20 protein-coding genes and 1 pseudogene are annotated in these 20,305 nt (G+C 59.4%); 17 read left to right on the plus strand and 4 right to left on the minus strand.

What is annotated here, in order from left to right; all coding sequences use genetic code 11:
• The first annotated feature begins 39 nt into the window (after positions 1 to 39).
• From fliN to AB4O01_RS28445, 7 genes are all read left to right on the plus strand, one after another.
• Positions 40 to 489, plus strand: a complete 450-nt coding sequence (gene fliN, locus AB4O01_RS28415) for a flagellar motor switch protein FliN (protein WP_008077656.1) — start codon at positions 40 to 42, stop codon at positions 487 to 489.
• Positions 490 to 942, plus strand: coding sequence for a flagellar biosynthetic protein FliO (gene fliO, locus AB4O01_RS28420; RefSeq protein WP_093439747.1), 453 nt, complete (start codon positions 490 to 492; stop codon positions 940 to 942).
• Positions 942 to 1,700, plus strand: a complete 759-nt coding sequence (gene fliP, locus AB4O01_RS28425) for a flagellar type III secretion system pore protein FliP (RefSeq protein WP_003222895.1) — start codon at positions 942 to 944, stop codon at positions 1,698 to 1,700. Before fliO ends, fliP begins: the two co-directional genes overlap by 1 nt.
• Positions 1,697 to 1,966 (plus strand): flagellar biosynthesis protein FliQ, encoded by a 270-nt coding sequence (gene fliQ / locus AB4O01_RS28430; RefSeq protein ID WP_038363854.1) that lies wholly within the window; start codon positions 1,697 to 1,699, stop codon positions 1,964 to 1,966. The genes fliP and fliQ overlap by 4 nt, the downstream gene beginning before the upstream one ends.
• A gap of 3 nt (positions 1,967 to 1,969) precedes the next feature.
• Positions 1,970 to 2,755, plus strand: coding sequence for a flagellar biosynthetic protein FliR (gene fliR, locus AB4O01_RS28435; RefSeq protein WP_093439752.1), 786 nt, complete (start codon positions 1,970 to 1,972; stop codon positions 2,753 to 2,755).
• Between the two features lie 3 nt (positions 2,756 to 2,758).
• A complete protein-coding gene (gene flhB, locus AB4O01_RS28440; protein WP_460090190.1) occupies positions 2,759 to 3,898 on the plus strand; it encodes a flagellar biosynthesis protein FlhB in 1,140 nt (379 codons plus the stop codon).
• A gap of 140 nt (positions 3,899 to 4,038) precedes the next feature.
• A complete protein-coding gene (locus AB4O01_RS28445; protein WP_093439760.1) occupies positions 4,039 to 4,275 on the plus strand; it encodes a hypothetical protein in 237 nt (78 codons plus the stop codon).
• Positions 4,276 to 4,466: 191 nt separating this feature from the next.
• Here the strand turns inward: AB4O01_RS28445 and AB4O01_RS28450 are convergent, their stop codons facing one another.
• Together AB4O01_RS28450 and AB4O01_RS28455 are read right to left on the minus strand one after the other, a co-directional pair.
• The gene (locus AB4O01_RS28450; protein ID WP_460090191.1) at positions 4,467 to 4,826 is read right to left on the minus strand and encodes a DUF6124 family protein; all 360 of its coding nucleotides are present in this window, start codon (positions 4,824 to 4,826) and stop codon (positions 4,467 to 4,469) included.
• Between the two features lie 599 nt (positions 4,827 to 5,425).
• Complete coding sequence (locus AB4O01_RS28455) at positions 5,426 to 6,529, minus strand: hypothetical protein (protein ID WP_460090192.1); 1,104 nt, start codon at positions 6,527 to 6,529, stop codon at positions 5,426 to 5,428.
• 264 nt (positions 6,530 to 6,793) lie between these two features.
• On the opposite strand from AB4O01_RS28455, the gene AB4O01_RS28460 reads away from it, so the two are divergent.
• Positions 6,794 to 7,462 carry a hypothetical protein gene (locus AB4O01_RS28460; RefSeq protein WP_460090193.1) on the plus strand — a complete coding sequence of 223 codons (669 nt, stop codon included), beginning with the start codon at positions 6,794 to 6,796 and terminating at the stop codon, positions 7,460 to 7,462.
• Between the two features lie 227 nt (positions 7,463 to 7,689).
• Here AB4O01_RS28460 and AB4O01_RS28465 read toward each other — a convergent pair whose 3' ends face one another.
• Together AB4O01_RS28465 and AB4O01_RS28470 are read right to left on the minus strand one after the other, a co-directional pair.
• Positions 7,690 to 8,049 (minus strand): DUF6124 family protein, encoded by a 360-nt coding sequence (locus AB4O01_RS28465; protein WP_414926761.1) that lies wholly within the window; start codon positions 8,047 to 8,049, stop codon positions 7,690 to 7,692.
• A 532-nt stretch (positions 8,050 to 8,581) separates the two neighbouring features.
• Positions 8,582 to 8,941 carry a DUF6124 family protein gene (locus AB4O01_RS28470; RefSeq protein ID WP_460090194.1) on the minus strand — a complete coding sequence of 120 codons (360 nt, stop codon included), beginning with the start codon at positions 8,939 to 8,941 and terminating at the stop codon, positions 8,582 to 8,584.
• A gap of 589 nt (positions 8,942 to 9,530) precedes the next feature.
• Here AB4O01_RS28470 and flhA point away from each other — a divergent pair.
• From flhA to AB4O01_RS28515, 9 genes and pseudogenes are all read left to right on the plus strand, one after another.
• Positions 9,531 to 11,660, plus strand: a complete 2,130-nt coding sequence (flhA, locus tag AB4O01_RS28475) for a flagellar biosynthesis protein FlhA (protein WP_093439768.1) — start codon at positions 9,531 to 9,533, stop codon at positions 11,658 to 11,660.
• An 11-nt stretch (positions 11,661 to 11,671) separates the two neighbouring features.
• Positions 11,672 to 13,012, plus strand: a complete 1,341-nt coding sequence (gene flhF / locus AB4O01_RS28480; RefSeq protein WP_093439773.1) for a flagellar biosynthesis protein FlhF — start codon at positions 11,672 to 11,674, stop codon at positions 13,010 to 13,012.
• A gap of 116 nt (positions 13,013 to 13,128) precedes the next feature.
• Entirely contained in the window at positions 13,129 to 13,959 is an 831-nt protein-coding gene (fleN, locus tag AB4O01_RS28485; RefSeq protein ID WP_003222917.1) for a flagellar synthesis regulator FleN, read from the plus strand.
• Positions 13,956 to 14,696 carry an RNA polymerase sigma factor FliA gene (fliA, locus tag AB4O01_RS28490; RefSeq protein WP_093439777.1) on the plus strand — a complete coding sequence of 247 codons (741 nt, stop codon included), beginning with the start codon at positions 13,956 to 13,958 and terminating at the stop codon, positions 14,694 to 14,696. Before fleN ends, fliA begins: the two co-directional genes overlap by 4 nt.
• A 167-nt stretch (positions 14,697 to 14,863) precedes the next feature.
• Positions 14,864 to 15,235, plus strand: a complete 372-nt coding sequence (locus AB4O01_RS28495) for a chemotaxis response regulator CheY (protein WP_161986607.1) — start codon at positions 14,864 to 14,866, stop codon at positions 15,233 to 15,235.
• A gap of 18 nt (positions 15,236 to 15,253) precedes the next feature.
• Positions 15,254 to 16,042, plus strand: coding sequence for a protein phosphatase CheZ (locus tag AB4O01_RS28500; protein WP_007920000.1), 789 nt, complete (start codon positions 15,254 to 15,256; stop codon positions 16,040 to 16,042).
• Between the two features lie 54 nt (positions 16,043 to 16,096).
• The gene (locus tag AB4O01_RS28505) at positions 16,097 to 18,373 is read left to right on the plus strand and encodes a chemotaxis protein CheA (protein WP_460090195.1); all 2,277 of its coding nucleotides are present in this window, start codon (positions 16,097 to 16,099) and stop codon (positions 18,371 to 18,373) included.
• A gap of 49 nt (positions 18,374 to 18,422) precedes the next feature.
• Positions 18,423 to 19,559 (plus strand): protein-glutamate methylesterase/protein-glutamine glutaminase, encoded by a 1,137-nt coding sequence (locus AB4O01_RS28510; protein ID WP_095050191.1) that lies wholly within the window; start codon positions 18,423 to 18,425, stop codon positions 19,557 to 19,559.
• Positions 19,559 to 20,300, plus strand: a pseudogene (locus AB4O01_RS28515) (flagellar motor protein). Before AB4O01_RS28510 ends, AB4O01_RS28515 begins: the two are co-directional and overlap by 1 nt.
• Positions 20,301 to 20,305 lie beyond the last annotated feature (5 nt).

A 20,305-nucleotide genomic window follows, 5' to 3' on the forward strand; every position in this document is an offset into this window, starting at 1 on the left:
CAAGCATTTAACTGAATTTTTGCCCGCCGAGGACAAATGATGAACGACGATATGAACGCCCAGGACGACCAGGCACTGGCTGACGAATGGGCTGCGGCCCTGGAAGAAACCGGTGATGGTCAAGCTGACATCGACGCGCTGCTGGCGGCTGACGCATCCAGCGGCTCGCGCCTGCCGATGGAAGAGTTCGGCAGCGTGCCGAAGAACAACGACCCGGTGACCCTCGACGGCCCGAACCTGGACGTGATCCTCGACATCCCGGTGTCGATTTCGATGGAAGTCGGCAGCACCGACATCAACATCCGCAACCTGCTGCAACTCAACCAGGGTTCGGTAATCGAGCTTGATCGTCTGGCCGGTGAGCCGCTCGACGTGCTGGTTAACGGCACGCTGATTGCGCACGGTGAAGTGGTGGTGGTCAACGAGAAGTTCGGCATCCGTCTGACTGACGTGATCAGCCCAAGCGAACGCATCAAGAAGCTGCGCTGAGTGAAACGGTTTCTCTGGGCTTTGCTGGCATTGCCATTGAGCGTGCTGGCCGCCGAGCCTTCAACGGCGACCACAGTGCCAGCCGCCACCGCGCCGATGGTCAACAGCGGCGTGGCTGGGCAACTGACGCAACTGGTGTTCGGCCTGTTGCTGGTGCTGGGGTTGATCTTCTTCCTCGCCTGGCTGTTGCGCCGGGTGCAGCAGGCAGGTCCGGCAGGCAAGGGCCAGGTGATCGAGCTGATCGGTTCGCGCGCGCTCGGCCCGCGTGACCGTTTGCTGCTGGTGCAGGTCGGCAACGAGCAGATTCTGCTCGGCCTCAGCCCCGGCACCATCACCGCGCTGCACGTGCTCAAAGAGCCGGTCGAGGTGCCGAACACCAGCGAGAAAGCGACCCCGGAATTTGCCCAGCATCTGCTGAAGATTCTCGGCAAGGATCAGAAGGATAAGAAGTAATGGGTGCGTTACGCATCGTCTTGACGCTGGCCCTGATGCTGGCCGCGCCGCTGGCATTCGCCGCCGATCCGTTGTCGATCCCGGCGATCACGCTGGGCACCAACGCCGATGGCGCGCAGGAGTATTCGGTCAGTCTGCAGATCCTCTTGATCATGACCGCCCTGAGCTTCATTCCGGCGGCCGTGATTCTGATGACCAGTTTCACCCGGATCATCATCGTCTTCTCGATCCTGCGTCAGGCCCTCGGCCTGCAACAGACGCCGTCGAACCAGATCCTCACCGGCATGGCGCTGTTCCTCACCATGTTCATCATGGCCCCGGTGTTCGACCGGGTGAACAACGATGCGCTGCAACCGTATCTGGCGGAAAAGCTCACCGCCCAGCAAGCGGTCGAAAAAGCTCAGGTGCCGATCAAGGACTTCATGCTCGCGCAGACCCGCACCAGCGATCTGGAGCTGTTCATGCGCCTGTCCAAGCGCACCGACATCGCCACGCCGGATCAGGCGCCGCTGACCATTCTGGTGCCGGCATTCGTCACCTCCGAGCTTAAAACCGCGTTCCAGATCGGCTTCATGATCTTCATTCCGTTCCTGATCATCGACCTGGTCGTGGCCAGTGTGCTGATGGCGATGGGTATGATGATGCTCTCGCCGCTGATCATCTCGCTGCCGTTCAAAATCATGCTGTTCGTGCTGGTCGATGGCTGGGCGCTGATCATCGGCACCCTGGCCAGCAGTTTCGGAGGTGTCTCGCCATGACGCCGGAAGTTGCGGTCGATATCTTTCGTGAAGCGTTGTGGCTGACCACCCTGATGGTCGCGATTCTGGTAGTGCCGAGCCTGTTGGTCGGCTTGCTGGTGGCGATGTTCCAGGCCGCGACCCAGATCAACGAACAGACCCTGAGCTTCCTCCCGCGTCTGCTGGTGATGCTGGTGACGTTGATCATCGGCGGTCCGTGGATCGTGCAGACCTTCATGGAATACATCATTCAGTTGTACAAAAACATCCCGATGGTCATCGGCTAAGCCATGCAATCGCTGCTTCAGCTGACCGACACCCAGATCAGTACCTGGGTGGCGTCGTTCATGTTGCCGCTGTTTCGCGTCGCCTCGATGCTGATGGTCATGCCGGTGTTCGGCACGACGTTGGTGTCGCGCCGGGTGCGCCTGTATTTCGCCGTGGCCATCACCGTGTGTATTGCGCCGAGCCTGCCGCCGATGCCGGCGGTCAGCCCGCTGGATCTCAGTGGCTTGCTGCTGATAGCCGAGCAGATTCTGGTCGGTGCGGTGCTGGGGTTTTCCCTGCAACTGTTTTTCCAGGCCTTTGCCGTCGCCGGGCAGATTGTCGCGATTCAGATGGGCATGGGCTTCGCCTCGATGGTCGACCCGGCCAACGGTGTGTCGGTGGCGGTGATCGGGCAGTTCTTCACCATGCTGGTGACTTTGCTGTTCCTGTCGATGAACGGCCATCTGGTGGTCTTCGAAGTCCTCACTGAAAGCTTCACCACGCTACCGGTCGGCAGCGGTCTGATGACCGCGCATTACTGGGAACTGGCCGGCAAACTCGGCTGGGTGCTGGGCGCCGCATTGTTGCTGGTGTTGCCGGCGGTGACGGCGTTGCTGGTGGTCAACATCGCGTTTGGCGTGATGACCCGCGCGGCGCCGCAACTGAACATTTTCTCCATCGGTTTCCCGCTGACCCTGGTGCTCGGTCTGTTTATCGTCTGGGTCGGTCTGGCGGACATTCTCAATCAGTACCAGCCGCTGGCCACCGAGGCCTTGCAGTTGTTACGCGAACTGGCACGGGCGCGCTGAGTCATGGCAGAGAGCGAAAGTGGTCAGGACAAAACAGAAGACCCCACGGACAAACGCAAAAAAGACTCTCGTGAGAAGGGTGAGATTGCCCGCTCCAAAGAACTCAACACCCTGGCCGTGACCATGGCCGGTGCCGGTGCGCTGCTGGTGTTCGGCGGCATGCTGGCCGAGGACCTGATGGAGCTGATGCGCCTGAACTTCACGCTGTCGCGCGAAGTGATCATGGATCAGGGTTCCATGGGCGCGTTTCTGTTGCAGTCGGGCCAGATGGCGCTGCTGGCGATCCAGCCGATCATGATCACTCTGTTGCTCGCCGCGTTGATCGGGCCGATTTCCCTCGGTGGCTGGCTGTTCGCAGCGGGCTCCATGGCGCCCAAGTTCAGCCGGATGAACCCGGCGGCAGGCCTGAAGCGGATGTTCTCGTTCAAGGCTGTGGTCGAACTGCTCAAGGCCCTGGCCAAGTTCCTCATCACTTTGGGCGTGGCATTGGCGGTGTTGTCGGCGGACGTCGATGACTTTTTGCGGATCGCCCACGAGCCACTTGAAATGGCGATCATCCACAGCGTCACGCTGGTCGGCTGGAGCACATTGTGGCTGGCCTGCGGCCTGATCATCATCGCGGCTGTCGATGTGCCGGTGCAGCTCTGGGAAGCGCACAAGAAACTGCTGATGACCAAGCAGGAAGTGCGCGACGAGCACAAGGATCAGGAGGGTCGCCCGGAGGTCAAACAGCGCATCCGCCAGACCCAGCGCGAAATGTCTCAACGGCGCATGATGGCGGCGATTCCCGACGCCGACGTGGTCATCACCAACCCGACCCACTACGCCGTCGCGCTCAAGTACGACTCGGAGAAGGGCGGCGCACCGGTGCTGCTGGCCAAGGGCAGCGACTTCCTCGCCCTGAAGATCCGTGAAATCGCCGTCGCCAACAACGTCATGCTCCTCGAATCGCCGGGGCTGGCGCGTTCGATCTACTACTCCACCGAACTCGAGCAGGAAATTCCTGGTGGTCTGTATCTCGCGGTTGCGCAGGTCCTGGCCTACGTCTACCAGATCCGCCAGTACCGCGCCGGCAAGGGCAAGCGCCCGGATCCGCTCAAGGACGACTTGCCGATTCCGCCGGATCTGCGTCGCGACTCCTGACGTTGCTGTGCAGCCATTGGTCTGAGATCTCCCTTTACTGTCAACTCTGACAGGTGCGCTTTCCGTGATTTTGCAGTTTGATGCAAGGTGGCGCCGCGAACCTGGCGCGGTCAGGCGAGCGAGTGCAAGGGAGCAAGGCAATGAAAGGTATTTTCAGCAGCTACGATGAAAAAACCGGGAGAGGCACCATCACGCCGAAGCAATCGGGACGATCCCTTTCCTTTGCCGAAGCCACGGGTTTTTTTCTCACCGCCAAAGAATACCGATTCAGCATTCCATTGCCCGATGCCCGGCAGGCGAACGTCAAAGTGGGCGGCGAGGTCGAGTTCGAATTGCCCAAGAGCAAGAATGGAAAAGTGAAAATCCTCCGGTATTGAGCGATCGATCGCAAAGCCGCTGAAACGAAAAAACCGCCGCCCCGATTCAACGGGGCGGCGGTTTTTTATGATCGTTCCCACGCGCAGCAAAGGAATGCAGCCCGGGACGCTCCGCGTCCCTTCCAAAGCCGAACGCAGAGCGTCCGTTGAGGCATTCCCACGCAGGAGCGTGGGAACGATCAGTACCCGAACTAGTTCGGCAACTCCAGATTGTCCATAACCCGATTCACCGCCAGCTCGCCGAGCATGATCAGTTGCGCAATCCCCAACAGCGTCCTGCGCTGCGACGCGGGTACGAGATGGGCGAAGTCATGGGCGATGGTTCTGGCTGAGGCGAGTGTTTCGCTGGCATCGGCCAGCAGTTCCTCGTTTTTGAAGTCGGCGGTGACGGCGTACATCCGGCGGGTCTTACGCGGTGGGGGCGTGGAGCCGGGTGGGCAGAGGTAGTGATCGAGGGCGCGTTCGGCGGCGTCGTTGAGCTTTTTTGAATCGAGGGATTCGTAGGGGGAGGCGAGATCGATTTCGGGTGGGTTGGGTGTTGGTTTGATCATGGTGAAGCTCCTTTGAAGTGGAGCCGCTACAACCTGTCGCTAAACAGGAGGGTGGCGGCTGTACGCAGGTTAGCGAACCGGTCAAAGGCACCCGGCAGACCCGAAGGTCTCCCGCATACAGCCACCATGACGAAATCGCGAAAAAACAGATCCGCAACGAAGCCTGGAACGCCGATGCACCTTTGACTTGAATTCGAGTCGCTAAACCCGATCGCTGATTCGTCAGCGACCGACCCACAATAGAACCCGACCCCAAGGTGCACAAGCCGGCGGATTCTGGCTTGGCTGTAGGCAAAGGCGCAAGGATTTGTAGCCTGGAAGGCGTGTCCTGAAGTGTCTTTTAAACACCAGAGTTTAAGAAGCGCATTGCGCTGACTTCACTGGCCCCTTCGCGAGCAAGCTCGCTCCCACATTTGGAATGCGTTTCCCTGTGGGAGCGAGCTTGCTCGCGAAAGGGCCAATCCGGCCAGCAGAAAAACCTTGATCAAGCCCCCCAAGCCCCCCTGTTTAAATCACTGGTCAAATAAATCCGTCCCCCTTTTCTCCCTTGGATCCGGAGGCATCGAAGTGAGAAATCTCCAGTAATCAGGCGTTTGTCATTAGTTAGTCAGCTCGAAGTTATCGTATCGGACAACGTCGCTGGTGGCGTTTTGAATATCTATACGCCTGATGCCGTGGGCTGAAAAATCAAGCTGCTTGGGGCTGTTGTCGGGGTGGTAATTAGTCAGTTCTTTTTTTCCGAGTGAATTACCAGCGGCGTTATAGAACACCGCAGTTGCAGCCACATGCACGTCCTGGTACCAAAATCGAACACGGGAATAACTCGAATGCAAATCCAGCCTTAGTGTGGATATGACGCCATCTGTGACCAGGACTTTTCGCTCGATTTTCCCCGGTATGTTAGTTGCACCCGCCTCTGTGAGTTTGACCAGTCCTCCCGATCTTCCAAGGTTCGTGACTTTCATGCTTGCCAGATCGAAGCTTTGACCGGGCGCGATGGAGCGATCCGGGTAAGCGTCAAAGTTCTCGAGTAGATCCGGACCCGGTACTGCCTCGCCCACGAGCACCCTCAACACCTTCGAAAACATCAACCGCTCACCACTTCCCGATTTGTACACGGTGTAATTGATCAGGGCATCGGCGCCGCGATTGTTTGTTCGCCAGTCAGAAGGAAGTGTAAAGACTGGCGTGACACCTGCCTGAACGGGTCGCGTATCACTTTCCCATAGCGTGTTGGCGGTAGCGCGCAAACGTACCGTATAGCCAGTCGTCATGCCTGCGTAGTTGACGCTAACAGTTTCCTGATCACTCGACAGGGTCGGTGCCAGGAGATCGAATGACTGAGGGAGAATGTGCAGCAGCAAATAGCGCGAAGGAATCAAGGTCGTGCCCGGGGCCGTACGTACCGTGTAAAAGACCTTCACCGTATGGCCAATGCTATCGATCACCTCCAGGCGCGGAATGCGGATGTCGATGGTGCCAGGGGTTCCCACGGTGATCACCTCCGAGTGGTAGGTGTGCCGAGGGTTTTCCCAAGTGATGCGAACCGTATGGCCGCGGGCCATGCCGGTGTAGTGCGGAACTTGAGCGGTAACGTGTTGGGCGAAATAGACATGATCGAAGTCAAGTTGATCCCCTGCGGAGCCGTGTGCCTCAAGTACTTTTGGCGCCGCTGGATCGGTGACTGCTGAAATTGAGTTCATGGGGTATCTCCTGCGTTCGAGTGATTGCCTGGAAAGGCTCCATTTGATGCAGGAAGTAAGAATTCTCGCCACTGTCAGATCTGACAGGTGATCGAGTATTTCCGATGAGCGGTGGCTTTGCAGATGTCCTCTTTTGGTTGGCTCCGTCGTCGAGAGACCGTTGGTCTGGAAGTGCCATCCACCTGTCAACTCTTACAGTAGACGGACGGCTGTTCATGACATCGATATAGGGGCGCAAGTTTACCGAATCAGGAGAGCATGATCATGGCAGAGCGCATTTACCGAAAACTTGAGGGCACGGGCCTGGAATATGTGTCAGGGCGACTGGAACAGAACCCGAAAGAGCGGGCCATCTGCTACACCGTCACTTTCGACATGGATCTGGATTTCACCCATTTCAAACAGATGGCCAATGCTTATATCCCGGATTATCTCGACAATCCGATCAACGCGATCAGGCCTGAACTGGACGGCCTGGCTAACCACTATTCCTACAACTACCTGTTCGGTGCAGCGGGAAACATCCGCGACAATCAGGCGTTGTTCGAACTCTTCACCTCGCCTAGTTATTACAACGATCAATGGGCGACCGGCCCTCATCGGCAGGTGCGTTATGGCAAACCGGAGTTTGTGCAGGTCGGGCGAAAATTCCGCGTGACTGCACGCAGAGACTTCAGATCGCTGGATGACACGGGTCAGATCGAAATCGGAGATTTGCCGGCCATCCAGTTTCATTGGGCGCTCAATCTGCTGCAAACCGATCTGATGATCCCTGGAGTCATTGCGCCAGTGACCAAGGTCGTGCTGATGTACATGGATGAGGACTTCGTTGAGGTCGAAGGTGAGCAGATTTTGCGGGGTACGCGGTACATCAACGGCAAGCAACTGAGCTTCGGCAATATTGCGCCCAAGCAGATACTGACTGCGCAGTAACCGGCATTAAAAAACGCCGTCCCGATTGCGCGGTGCGGCGTTTTTTATGGCTGAAACATGCGTTGGTTGTAAGGTCGCCTTCGCGAGCAATCACAACGTCTCATTGATCGTTCCCACGCTCTGCGTGGGAATGCAGCCCGGACGCTCCGCGTCCCTTCCAGAGCCGAACGCGGAGCGTCCGTTGAGGCATTCCCACGCAGGAGCGTGGGAACGATCATCGCGTGTCGCTACTGCGGCAACTCCAGATTATCCATCACCCGATTCACCGCCAGCTCGCCGAGCATGATCAGTTGCGCGATCCCCAACAGCGTCCTGCGCTGCGACGCGGGTATGAGGTGGGCGAAGTCATGGGCGATGGTTCTGGCTGAGGCGAGTGTTTCGCTGGCATCGGCCAGCAGTTCCTCGTTTTTGAAGTCGGCGGTAACGGCGTACATCCGGCGGGTTTTACGCGGTGGTGGCGTGGAGCCGGGTGGGCAGAGGTAGTGATCGAGCGCGCGTTCGGCGGCGTCGTTAAGCTTTTTTGAATCGAGGGATTCGTAGGGGGAGGCGGGATCGGTTTCGGGTGGGTTGGGTGTTGGTTTGATCATGGTGAAGCTCCTGAGGTTATGGAGCCACTCTTTCCCTGTCGCTAAACAAGTGAAGGTGGCAGCTGTACGCAGGTTAGCGAACCGGTCACAGGCACCCCGGTAGACCCAAAGGTCTCCCGCATACAGCCGCCATAACGTAATTGCGGGCGAAGAGTCCCACAACGAAGCCACGAACGCTGATGCACTGAGATGGTCCGGGTCGCTAAACCCGATCGCTGATTCGTCAGCGACCGACCCACAATAGAACCCGCCCCCAAAGCGCACAAGCCGGCGGATTCTGGCGTAGCTGTAGGCAATGGCGCAAGAATTTGTAGCCTGGAAGGCGTGTCCTGAAGTGTCTTTTAAACACCAGAGTTTAAGAAGCGCATTGCGCTGACTTCACTGGCCCCTTCGCGAGCAAGCTCGCTCCCACACTGGATCTTCAGTGAATACAGATTTGGGGTATCACACGGATCCCCTGTGGGAGCAGGCTTGTCGGCGAAGAGGCCAGAACGGGCGCCCGATCAATCAGCGGGTGTGCCCAATGCCTGCCTTACCCCGGCAACTCCAGATTATCCAGCGCCCGATTGACCGCCAGCTCGCCGAGCATGATCAGTTGCGCGATCCCCAACAGCGTCCTGCGCTGCGACGCGGGTATGAGGTGGGCGAAGTCATGGGCGATGGTTCTAGCTGAGGCGAGTGTTTCGCTGGCATCGGCGAGCAGTTCCTCATTTTTGAAGTCAGCGGTGACGGCGTACATCCGGCGGGTTTTACGGGGCGGCGGGGTGGAGCCGGGTGGGCAGAGGTAGTGATCGAGGGCGCGTTCGGCGGCGTCGTTAAGCTTTTTTGAATCGAGGGATTCGTAGGGGGAGGCGGGGTCGGTTTCGGGTGGGTTGGGTGTTGGTTTGGTCATGGTGAAGCTCCCTAGAGTCATTGGAGCTGCCAACGTTCGCTGCGAGACGAATGAGGGTGGCCGCTATACGCGGGTCGCAGACCGGGACTCTAGAACCGGCAGACCCGAAGGTCTCCCACGTACAGCCGCCATAAAAAGCGGGTGTTGTGCGTCCAGAGATCGACGGGCTGCGAGACCCGATCGCTGATTCGTCAGCGACCGGACCACAATAGAACCCGACCCCAAGGCGCACAAGCCGGCGGATTCTGGCTTGGCTGTAGGCAATGGCGCAAGGATTTGTAGCCTTGAGACCGTGTCTGGAGGTGTCTTTTAAACAGCTTCGTTTAAATGAAGAAATTTGCGCCGAACATGAGGGCCCCTTCGCGAGCAGGCTCGCTCCCACATTTGGATTGCATTTCAATCTGACATTTGGAATGCGGTTCCCTGTGGGAGCGAGCCTGCTCGCGAAAGGGCCGGCCCAATCAGCAAAAATTCCTTGATCAAACCCCTCTATTTCATTCCCCGGCAAAAGTTGGAAAGCTTCTTGCAGTACCCGCCGTGAGCCCGCTCTGGGCGTCAAAAGTTTGCTTTAAAGGAACGGGGAAAACCGGTGGATCGCTCTCAGTTATTCAACACTGCTCGCACAAACGTTGCCGACCTCAGTCGAGGCAATCTGGGCGTGCCGTTGTTGTTGCTGGTCATGCTGGCGATGATGATGTTGCCGGTGCCGCCGTTCCTGCTCGACGTGTTCTTCACCTTCAACATTGCCCTGTCGATCGTCGTCCTGCTGGTCTGCGTGTATGCGCTGCGACCGCTGGATTTCGCCGTGTTCCCGACGATTCTGCTGGTCGCGACGCTGTTGCGGCTGGCGTTGAACGTGGCCTCGACGCGGGTGGTGATGCTCCACGGTCAGGACGGCCACGCCGCTGCCGGTAAGGTGATTCAGGCCTTCGGTGAGGTGGTGATCGGCGGTAACTACGTGGTCGGTATCGTGGTCTTCGCGATCTTGATGATCATCAACTTCGTCGTGGTCACCAAGGGTGCCGGACGGATTTCCGAGGTGAGCGCGCGCTTTACTCTCGATGCGATGCCCGGCAAACAAATGGCGATCGACGCCGACCTCAACGCCGGTCTGATCGACCAGAACCAGGCCAAGATGCGCCGTCAGGAAGTCGCCCAAGAGGCCGAGTTCTACGGTTCGATGGACGGTGCCAGCAAATTCGTCCGTGGTGACGCCATTGCCGGCCTGCTGATTCTGTTCATCAACCTCATCGGCGGTATGGCCGTCGGTATCTTCCAGCACAACATGAGCTTCGGCGATGCCGGCAAGGTTTACGCCTTGTTGACCATCGGTGACGGTTTGGTGGCGCAATTGCCATCACTGTTGTTATCAACAGCGGCGGCGATCATGGTGACCCGTGCTTCCGGTTCGGAAGACATGGGCAAGCAGATCAATCGCCAGATGTTCGCCTCGCCAAAAGCGCTGGCGGTGGCCGCCGGTCTGATGGCGGTCATGGGCCTGGTGCCGGGCATGCCGCACTTCTCGTTCCTGAGCATGGCTGCGCTGGCCGCTGGCGGCGCGTACCTGTTCTGGAAAAAGCAGAACGTCGCTAAAGTCGTGGCGTTGGAAGAGGTCAAGCGCCAGCAGGATTTGCTGCCGTCGCCGGCCCGCGCCATGGAAACCAAAGAGCTGGGCTGGGACGACGTGACGCCGATCGACATGATCGGTCTGGAAGTCGGTTATCGCCTGATTCCGCTGGTGGATCGCAACCAGGGCGGGCAATTGCTGGCGCGGATCAAGGGCGTGCGCAAGAAGCTCTCGCAGGATCTGGGCTTCCTGATGCCGACCGTGCACATTCGCGACAACCTCGACCTGGCGCCAAGCGCCTATCGCCTGACCCTGATGGGCGTGATTCTCGCCGAAGCCGAGATCTACCCGGACCGCGAACTGGCGATCAACCCAGGCCAGGTCTACGGCACGCTCAACGGTATCAACGCCAAAGATCCGGCTTTCGGCCTCGAGGCGGTATGGATCGAAATCAGCCAGCGCGCCCAGGCACAATCGCTCGGTTACACCGTGGTCGACGCCAGCACCGTGGTCGCGACGCACTTGAACCAGATTCTGTACAAGCACTCCAGCGAGCTCATCGGCCACGAAGAAGTGCAGCAACTCATGCAATTGCTGGCCAAAAGCTCGCCGAAACTGGCAGAAGAGCTGGTGCCGGGTGTGGTCACGTTGTCGCAGTTGCTCAAAGTGCTGCAAGCGCTGCTCGCCGAACACGTGCCGGTGCGCGATATCCGCAGCATTGCCGAAGCCATCGCCAACAACGCCGCGAAGAGTCAAGATACCGCCGCGCTGGTGGCTGCTGTGCGGGTCGGCGTATCTCGCGCCATCGTCCAAAGCATTGTAGGCACTGAGTCGGAGCTGCCTGTGATCACCTTGGAACCAAGGTTGGAACAAATATTGCTCAATAGTCTGCAGAAGGCAGGACAAGGCTCGGAAGAGGGCGTTCTGCTGGAGCCAAGCATGGCCGAGAAGCTGCAGCGTTCGCTCATCGAAGCGGCGCAGCGTCAGGAAATGCAAGGGCAGCCGGTGATCCTTTTGGTCGCCGGCCCGATCCGCGCGATGCTCTCGCGCTTTGGCCGCCTCGCCGTCCCTGGACTGCATGTGCTGGCCTACCAGGAAATACCGGACAACAAGCAAGTGACCATCGTTGCGACAGTAGGGCCCAACGGCTGAGGTAGTGGTTTATGCAAGTTAAGCGTTTCTTTGCCGCCGATATGCGTCAGGCCATGAAGCTGGTTCGTGATGAGCTGGGCGCTGATGCCGCCATCATTGGCAACCGCCGCATTGCCGGCGGTGTCGAGCTGACGGCGGCACTGGATTACAAATTGTCGGCGCTGGCGCCACGGGTTCCGAACATGGAGCTCGAGGACGAACTGCGCAAGACCCAGTCGCGCATCGTCACCGCTCAGGCCGAGTTGAGCCTGCGTGGCGAAGCCGATGGCAATAGCAATCGCCAGATTTTCGCCGGGCTGCCGTTGACCGCCGGCCTGCCGCTGACCGCCGCTGAACCGCTGACCGAGCCGACTTACGCCGCTCCGGCGCGTCCGGCCCCGGCACCTGCGCAGTCCTCCGGTGGTATCGATCCGCGTGCACTGGATTCGATGCGCTTTGAATTGAACAGCCTGCGCGAGCTGATGGAAGTTCAGCTCGGCACCCTGGCCTGGAATCAGCTGCAAGGCAGCCGTCCGGCGCAAGCCAACCTGTATCGCCGTCTGCAACGTATCGGCCTGTCCGGCCCGTTGTCGCGCGATCTGCTGGCGATGATCACTGATATCGAAGAACCGCGTCAGGCTTGGCGCATGCTGCTCGCGCATCTGGCCCGGATGATTGCCGTACCGGAAGTCGAGCCACTGGAAGAGGGCGGTATCATTGCCATGGTCGGTCCTGCCGGCATGGGCAAGACCACTACACTCGCCAAGCTGGCCGCGCGTTATGTGCTGAAATACGGCGCGCAGAATGTCGCGCTGGTGAGCATGGACAGTTTCCGTATCGGCGCTCAGGAACAACTGAAGACGCTGGGCCGCATTCTCAATGTGCCAGTGACCCATGTCGATCCGGGCCAATCGCTGGTGCAAGCGCTGGATCCACTGCTGCGCAAACGCGTGGTATTGATCGATACTGCCGGCCTGCAAGCCAGCGATCCGGCCCTGCGCATGCAGCTGGAAAGTCTGGCCGGGCGTGGCATTCGTTCAAAAAATTATCTGGTCTTGGCAACCACCAGCCAGAAACAGGTTCTAACCGCCGCTTATCACAGTTACAAGCGTTGCGGGCTTGCCGGCTGCATCCTGACTAAACTGGATGAAACGGCCAGCCTTGGCGAAGTGTTGAGCCTGGCGATCAGTCATGAATTGCCGGTCGCGTACCTGACCGATGGCCCACGGATTCCGGATGATTTGCATCTGCCGCGCCGTCATCAACTGGTCAGCCGCGCCGTCAGCGTGCAAATGCAGGAAGAACCCAGCGAAGAAGCCATGGCTGACATGTTCGCTGATATCTATCACAGCCCGACCAAGCAGGTAGGCTGAGGTATTCATGAACAGTTTTTGTACCTACATCGATGGTCTGCCATGCATTGTTCCGGTTGTGAACGCGCAGCCAGTAATGTGGCCTCCGTCTATGCAAGACAAGGTAAAGAAATAACATGGGCAGCATGCATCCCGTACAGGTGATCGCGGTGACCGGCGGCAAAGGTGGCGTCGGCAAGACTAACGTGTCAGTGAACTTGTCGCTGGCGCTGGCAGAGCTTGGCCGTCGGGTCATGCTGCTGGACGCCGACCTGGGTCTGGCGAACGTTGACGTATTGTTGGGGCTGACCCCTAAACGCACGCTGGCCGACGTCATCGAAGGCCGGTGCGAGCTGCGCGACGTGCTGTTGCAAGGCCCTGGTGGCATTCGCATCGTGCCGGCGGCGTCCGGCACCCAGAGCATGGTGCACCTGAGCCCGGCGCAACATGCCGGCCTGATTCAGGCGTTCAGCGACATCGGTGACAATCTCGATGTACTGGTGATCGATACCGCTGCGGGTATTGGTGACTCGGTAGTCAGTTTTGTTCGCGCCGCGCAAGAAGTGTTGCTGGTGGTCTGCGATGAGCCGACCTCGATCACTGACGCCTACGCGCTGATCAAACTGCTCAACCGCGATTACGGCATGAACCGCTTCCGCGTCCTCGCCAACATGGCGCAGAGCCCGCAGGAAGGGCGCAACCTGTTCGCCAAGTTGACCAAGGTCACGGATCGCTTCCTTGACGTGGCCCTACAATACGTCGGCGCCGTGCCTTACGACGAAAGCGTGCGTAAAGCGGTGCAGAAGCAGCGCGCGGTGTACGAAGCCTTTCCGCGTTCCAAGTGCGCGCTGGCGTTCAAGGCGATCGCGCAGAAGGTCGACACCTGGCCGCTGCCCGCCAACCCGCGTGGCCACCTTGAGTTTTTCGTCGAGCGCCTCGTGCAGCAAACGGCAGGGCCCGTGCTATGACCGCAAGCGGTATGAACTACTACAAGAAGTCGGCACGTGACGCGCAGTACGAGTTGATCGAGCGTTACGCGCCACTGGTCAAACGCATTGCCTACCACTTGCTGGCGCGCTTGCCGGCGAGTGTGCAGGTCGAAGACCTGATCCAGGCCGGGATGATCGGCCTGCTTGAAGTCTCGACCAAATACGACGCCAGCAAAGGCGCCAGTTTCGAAACGTACGCGGGCATACGAATCCGCGGCGCGATGCTCGACGAAGTGCGCAAAGGGGACTGGGCGCCACGCTCGGTTCACCGCAATACCCGTATGGTCAGCGACGCGATTCGCTCAATTGAAGCTAAAACCGGCCGTGATGCTAAAGATCACGAGGTTGCGGCCGAACTCCAATTGAGTCTCGACGATTACTACGGGATTTTGAATGACACCTTGGGCAGTCGCCTGTTCAGTTTCGACGACCTGTTGCAGGACGGCGAACACGAAGGGCTGCACGAGGATGGCGCGAGTGCTCATATGGAGCCGTCACGCGATCTGGAAGATGAACGTTTCCAGGCAGCGTTGGCGGACGCGATTGCCAATTTGCCGGAGCGTGAGCGACTGGTGTTGGCGCTGTACTACGACGAAGAGCTGAACCTCAAGGAGATCGGTGAAGTCCTTGGCGTCAGTGAATCGCGGGTCAGCCAGTTACACAGCCAGTGCGCGGCCCGTTTGCGGGGGCGTTTGGGGGAGTGGCGAGCGCGCTGAAGGCAGTGTGGGGACACTGCGAACGAGGCTGGTGCGGTGATGAACGGCACCGGTCTTGCTCTGTTGTGCTCCAGACAGTCTTCGAGTGCTACGCCGGAATGATTGAAATGGCGCGTCCAGGTGCTGGGCGCGTTTAAGACTGCTTGGAGGTCGAATTGGACAAGAACATGAAAATCCTCATCGTTGATGACTTCTCAACGATGCGGCGGATCATCAAGAACCTGCTGCGTGATCTGGGGTTCACCAACACTGTCGAGGCGGATGATGGCGTGACTGCCATTCCAGTGCTCAACAGCGGAAGCATCGACTTTCTGGTAACGGACTGGAACATGCCGGGCATGACCGGTATCGACCTGCTGCGTCACGTGCGTGCCGATGAAAAACTCAAGCACTTGCCAGTGCTGATGGTGACTGCAGAAGCCAAGCGCGAGCAGATCATTGAAGCCGCTCAGGCTGGTGTAAACGGCTACGTAGTCAAACCTTTCACGGCTCAGGCGTTGAAAGACAAAATCGAGAAGATTTTCGAACGCATCGGCTGATGAACGCGCGGGGGAGCTATGGAGCATAACGAATCTTCACAGGGCGATTTCGAGTCGACCCTGAAAAAACACGCGGTCGAACTGGTCGAAAGCCTTGAAAAAGGCAGGTTCGGCGACGCTGTGCAACTGATCCATGAGCTCAATCAGACCCGTGACCGTGGCCTGTACCAGGAAGTCGGCAAGCTCACACGTGAACTGCACAGTGCGATCGTCAACTTCCAGATCGATCCGAACATGCCGCAGGCCGAGGAAGTGTCGCAAATCACCGACGCCACCGAACGCCTGGGCTATGTGGTCAAGCTGACAGAAGCCGCGGCCAACCGCACCATGGATCTGGTGGAAAGCGCCACGCCGGTGGTCAACAGTCTGGCTGATGAAGCGCAGACCTTGAGCGCCGATTGGGGTCGCTTCATGCGTCGCGAGGTCGGGGCTGAAGAGTTCCGCGAGCTGGCGCGCCGGGTCGACGGTTTTCTGTCACGCAGCAGCACGGACAACCGTGCGGTGTCGAGCAATCTCAACGACATCCTGCTGGCCCAGGATTACCAGGACCTGACCGGTCAGGTGATCAAGCGTGTGACCCAACTGGTCACCGAAGTCGAAAGCAATTTGCTCAAACTCGTGCTCATGGCCAGTCAGGTCGACCGCTTTGCGGGCATCGAACATGACCGCGCCGCGATGCTTGCAGAAAAAGATCCACAAAAACATCTCTCGCAGGGTGAAGGTCCGCAGATTCATGCCGATAAACGAGAAGACGTTGTGTCCGGTCAGGACGATGTGGACGATTTGTTATCCAGCCTCGGATTCTAGAGTTGTGGAATTTTAGGTTTTTTGGGTTTTTAGACCTGTAGGAGCACCCCATTAATGAGCTTCGGCGCCGATGAAGAGATCCTTCAGGATTTCCTGGTTGAGGCCGGCGAGATTCTTGAGCAACTGTCCGAACAACTGGTCGAGCTGGAAAGCCGTCCGGATGACGCAGATCTGCTCAACGCAATTTTTCGCGGTTTCCACACTGTAAAAGGGGGCGCCGGCTTCCTTCAGCTCAACGAGCTGGTGGAGTGCTGTCACATCGCCGAAAACGTGTTCGACATCCTGCGCAAGGGTGAGCGTCGCGTTGATGCAGAACTGATGGACGTTGTCCTCGAAGCACTGGACGCGGTGAACAGCATGTTCAGCGAAGTCCGTGAGCGTGCACCGATCACCGCCGCTACCCCGGAACTGCTGGCCGCCCTGGCGCGTCTGGCCGAACCGCAATCGGCGGATGCCGCCCCGGCATCGCCGGTGGCCGAGATGATCGAAGAACTGGTCGTCGAAGGCGACGCGTCGGGCGACATCACCGATAACGAATTTGAACAACTGCTGGACTCGCTGAACGCCGTCAAGGCTGAAGCTGAAGCCCCGGCCGCTGTTGCAACTGCGCAAACGGCCGCTGAAGCCGCGAGCGACGAAATCACTGACGCCGAGTTCGAGTCGTTGCTCGATCAGTTGCATGGCAAAGGCCAGTTCGCGGCGGATGCCGTGGCACCGACCGCAGCGGCTCCAGCAGCCCCGGCGGCGGGCGACAGCTCGGATATCACCGACGACGAATTCGAAGCCCTGCTCGATCAACTGCATGGCAAGGGCAACTTTGCCGTTGAAGCACTGGAATCAGCAATTGCCTCGGCACCGGCTGCGCCAGCCGCGCCGGCAGCCGCCGCAGCCGGCAGCGATCTGATCAGCGATCACGAGTTCGAATCGCTGCTCGACGAATTGCACGGCAAAGGCAAGTTCACTGACGTTGGCGCCGCGACTGCCGGCGCTGCTTCCACGGTGGCTGCGCCTGCCGCCAAGGCTGCGGCCGCTCCGGCTGCTGCGCCAAAGGCAGCTCCCAAGCCTGAGCCGAAAGCCGAAGCGCCGAAACCGGCTGCCGCTGCTGCACCGGCTCCGGCCCGTGCTGCCGCCGCACCGCCGCCAGAAAAACCGGCGAGCGAAGCCGAAACCACCGTGCGCGTCGACACGGCCCGTCTCGACGAAATCATGAACATGGTCGGCGAGCTGGTGCTGGTGCGTAACCGTCTGGTGCGCCTGGGCCTCAACAGCGGCGACGAAGCGATGTCCAAGGCCGTGTCGAACCTCGACGTGGTCACGGCTGACTTGCAGACCGCGGTGATGAAGACGCGGATGCAGCCGATCAAGAAGGTCTTCGGGCGCTTCCCGCGTCTGGTTCGCGACTTGGCTCGTCAGCTGAAGAAAGAGATCAACCTGGAACTGGTGGGTGAAGAAACCGACCTCGACAAAAACCTTGTCGAGGCCCTGGCCGACCCGCTGGTCCACTTGGTGCGCAACGCGGTCGACCACGGCATCGAGTCGCCGGAAGAGCGCGAGGCATCGGGCAAGGCCCGTGGCGGTCGTGTTGTTCTGGCCGCCGAGCAGGAAGGCGACCACATCCTGTTGTCGATTTCCGATGACGGCAAAGGCATGGACCCGAACGTCCTGCGCGCCATTGCGGTAAAACGCGGCGTGATGGACAAGGACGCGGCCGATCGCCTGAGCGATACCGAGTGCTACAACCTGATCTTCGCCCCGGGTTTCTCGACCAAGACCGAGATCTCCGACGTGTCCGGCCGCGGTGTCGGCATGGACGTGGTGAAGACCAAGATTTCCCAGCTCAACGGTTCGATCAACATTTACTCGACCAAGGGCCAGGGCTCGAAGATCGTCATCAAGGTACCGCTGACCCTCGCGATCATGCCAACCCTGATGGTCATGCTCGGCAATCAGGCGTTTGCGTTCCCGCTGGTCAACGTCAACGAAATCTTCCACCTCGACCTGTCGACCACCAACGTCGTCGACGGTCAGGAAGTGGTGATCGTGCGGGACAAGGCGCTGCCGTTGTTCTACCTCAAGCGCTGGCTGGTCAGCTCCGCCGCTCACGAAGAGCAGCGTGAAGGCCACGTGGTGATCCTTTCGGTGGGCACCCAGCGGATCGGCTTCGTCGTCGATCAACTGGTCGGTCAGGAAGAAGTGGTCATCAAGCCATTGGGCAAAATGCTCCAGGGCACTCCGGGCATGTCCGGCGCCACCATTACCGGTGACGGCCGCATCGCGCTGATTCTCGATGTTCCAAGCATGCTCAAGCGTTACGCCGCACGGCGTATTTGAATCCGGGGCGGCGGGACGACAACGTCCCGCTGCACCTAATGGAGTGTTTATGGCAGTCAAAGTCCTGGTGGTGGACGATTCGGGTTTTTTCCGCCGCCGCGTCTCGGAAATTCTTTCAGCGGATCCGAGCATTCAGGTGGTCGGCACCGCTACCAACGGTAAAGAGGCGATCGATCAGGCCCTGGCACTCAAGCCGGACGTGATCACCATGGACTACGAGATGCCGATGATGGACGGCATCACGGCAGTGCGGCACATCATGCAGCGCTGCCCGACCCCGGTTTTGATGTTCTCCTCGCTGACGCACGAAGGCGCCCGGGTCACCCTGGATGCGCTGGACGCCGGCGCGGTGGATTTCCTGCCGAAGAATTTCGAAGACATCTCGCGCAATCCGGAGAAGGTCAAGCAACTGCTGTGCGAGAAGGTGCATAGCATCTCGCGCAGTAATCGTCGTTTCAGTGCCTACAGCGCGCCTGCGCCGGTTGCTGCACCAGCGCCGACGCCTGCTCCGGCAGCATCGAGCTTCAGCAGCCACAGCACCAGTGCACCAACGCGTCCGGCTCCAGCTCCAGCGCCGACTCGCGCTCCAGCCGCCAGCGCCTCGTCGCCTGCACCGAAACGCAAGGCCTACAAACTGGTTGCCATCGGGACCTCGACTGGTGGCCCGGTTGCGCTGCAACGCGTGCTGACTCAGTTGCCGGCGAATTTCCCGGCGCCGATCGTGCTGATCCAGCACATGCCGGCAGCGTTCACCAAGGCCTTCGCCGAACGTCTCGACAAGCTCTGCCGCATCAGCGTCAAGGAAGCCGAGGATGGCGACATCCTGCGTCCGGGCCTGGCGTTGCTGGCACCGGGTGGCAAGCAAATGATGATCGATGGCCGTGGCGCGGTGAAAATCCTCCCGGGCGACGAGCGTCTGAACTACAAGCCGTGTGTGGACATCACCTTCGGTTCGGCGGCGAAATCCTACGGCGACAAAGTTCTGGCGGTGGTGTTGACCGGCATGGGCGCCGACGGCCGTGAAGGCGCGCGTCTGCTCAAGCAGGGCGGCAGCGCGGTGTGGGCACAGGATGAGGCAAGCTGCGTGATCTACGGCATGCCGATGGCCATCGTTAAAGCCGACCTCGCCGACGCGGTGTACAGCCTCGACGACATCGGCAAGCACATTGTCGAGGCGTGTCTCTGATGGATGTTTTAAGCCTTATCGGGATCATCATGGCGTTCGTCGCCATCATCGGTGGTAACTACCTTGAAGGTGGTCACCTCGGTGCGCTGGCCCAACGGCCCGGCGGCATTGATCGTACTGGGCGGCACCATCGGTGCCGCACTGCTGCAATCGCCGATGAGCGCGTTCAAACGCGCCATGCAGATTCTGGCGTGGATCCTGTTTCCACCACGGGTCGATCTGGCCGGTGGTATCGATCGCGTCGTCAACTGGAGCCTCACCGCGCGCAAGGAAGGCCTGCTGGGCCTGGAAGGCGTGGCCGATGCCGAACCTGACAACTACTCGCGCAAAGGCCTGCAACTGCTGGTCGATGGCGCCGAGCCGGAAGCGATCCGCAGCATCCTCGAAGTGGATTTCTACACCCAGGAAGCCCGCGACATCGAAGCGGCGAAAGTCTTTGAAAGCATGGGCGGCTACGCGCCAACCATCGGCATCATCGGTGCGGTGATGGGCCTGATCCACGTGATGGGCAACTTGGCTGATCCAACACAACTGGGCAGCGGCATCGCCGTGGCGTTCGTCGCGACCATTTACGGCGTGGCCAGTGCCAACCTGGTGTTGCTGCCAGTGGCGGCCAAGCTGAAGTCAATCGCGTTGCGGCAGTCGCGTTATCGCGAAATGTTGCTGGAAGGGATCTTGTCGATCGCCGAAGGTGAAAACCCTCGCTCCATTGAGTTGAAGCTGCAAGGCTTCATGGATTAAGGGAA

This window comes from Pseudomonas sp. S2_E02 (genome assembly GCF_054668355.1).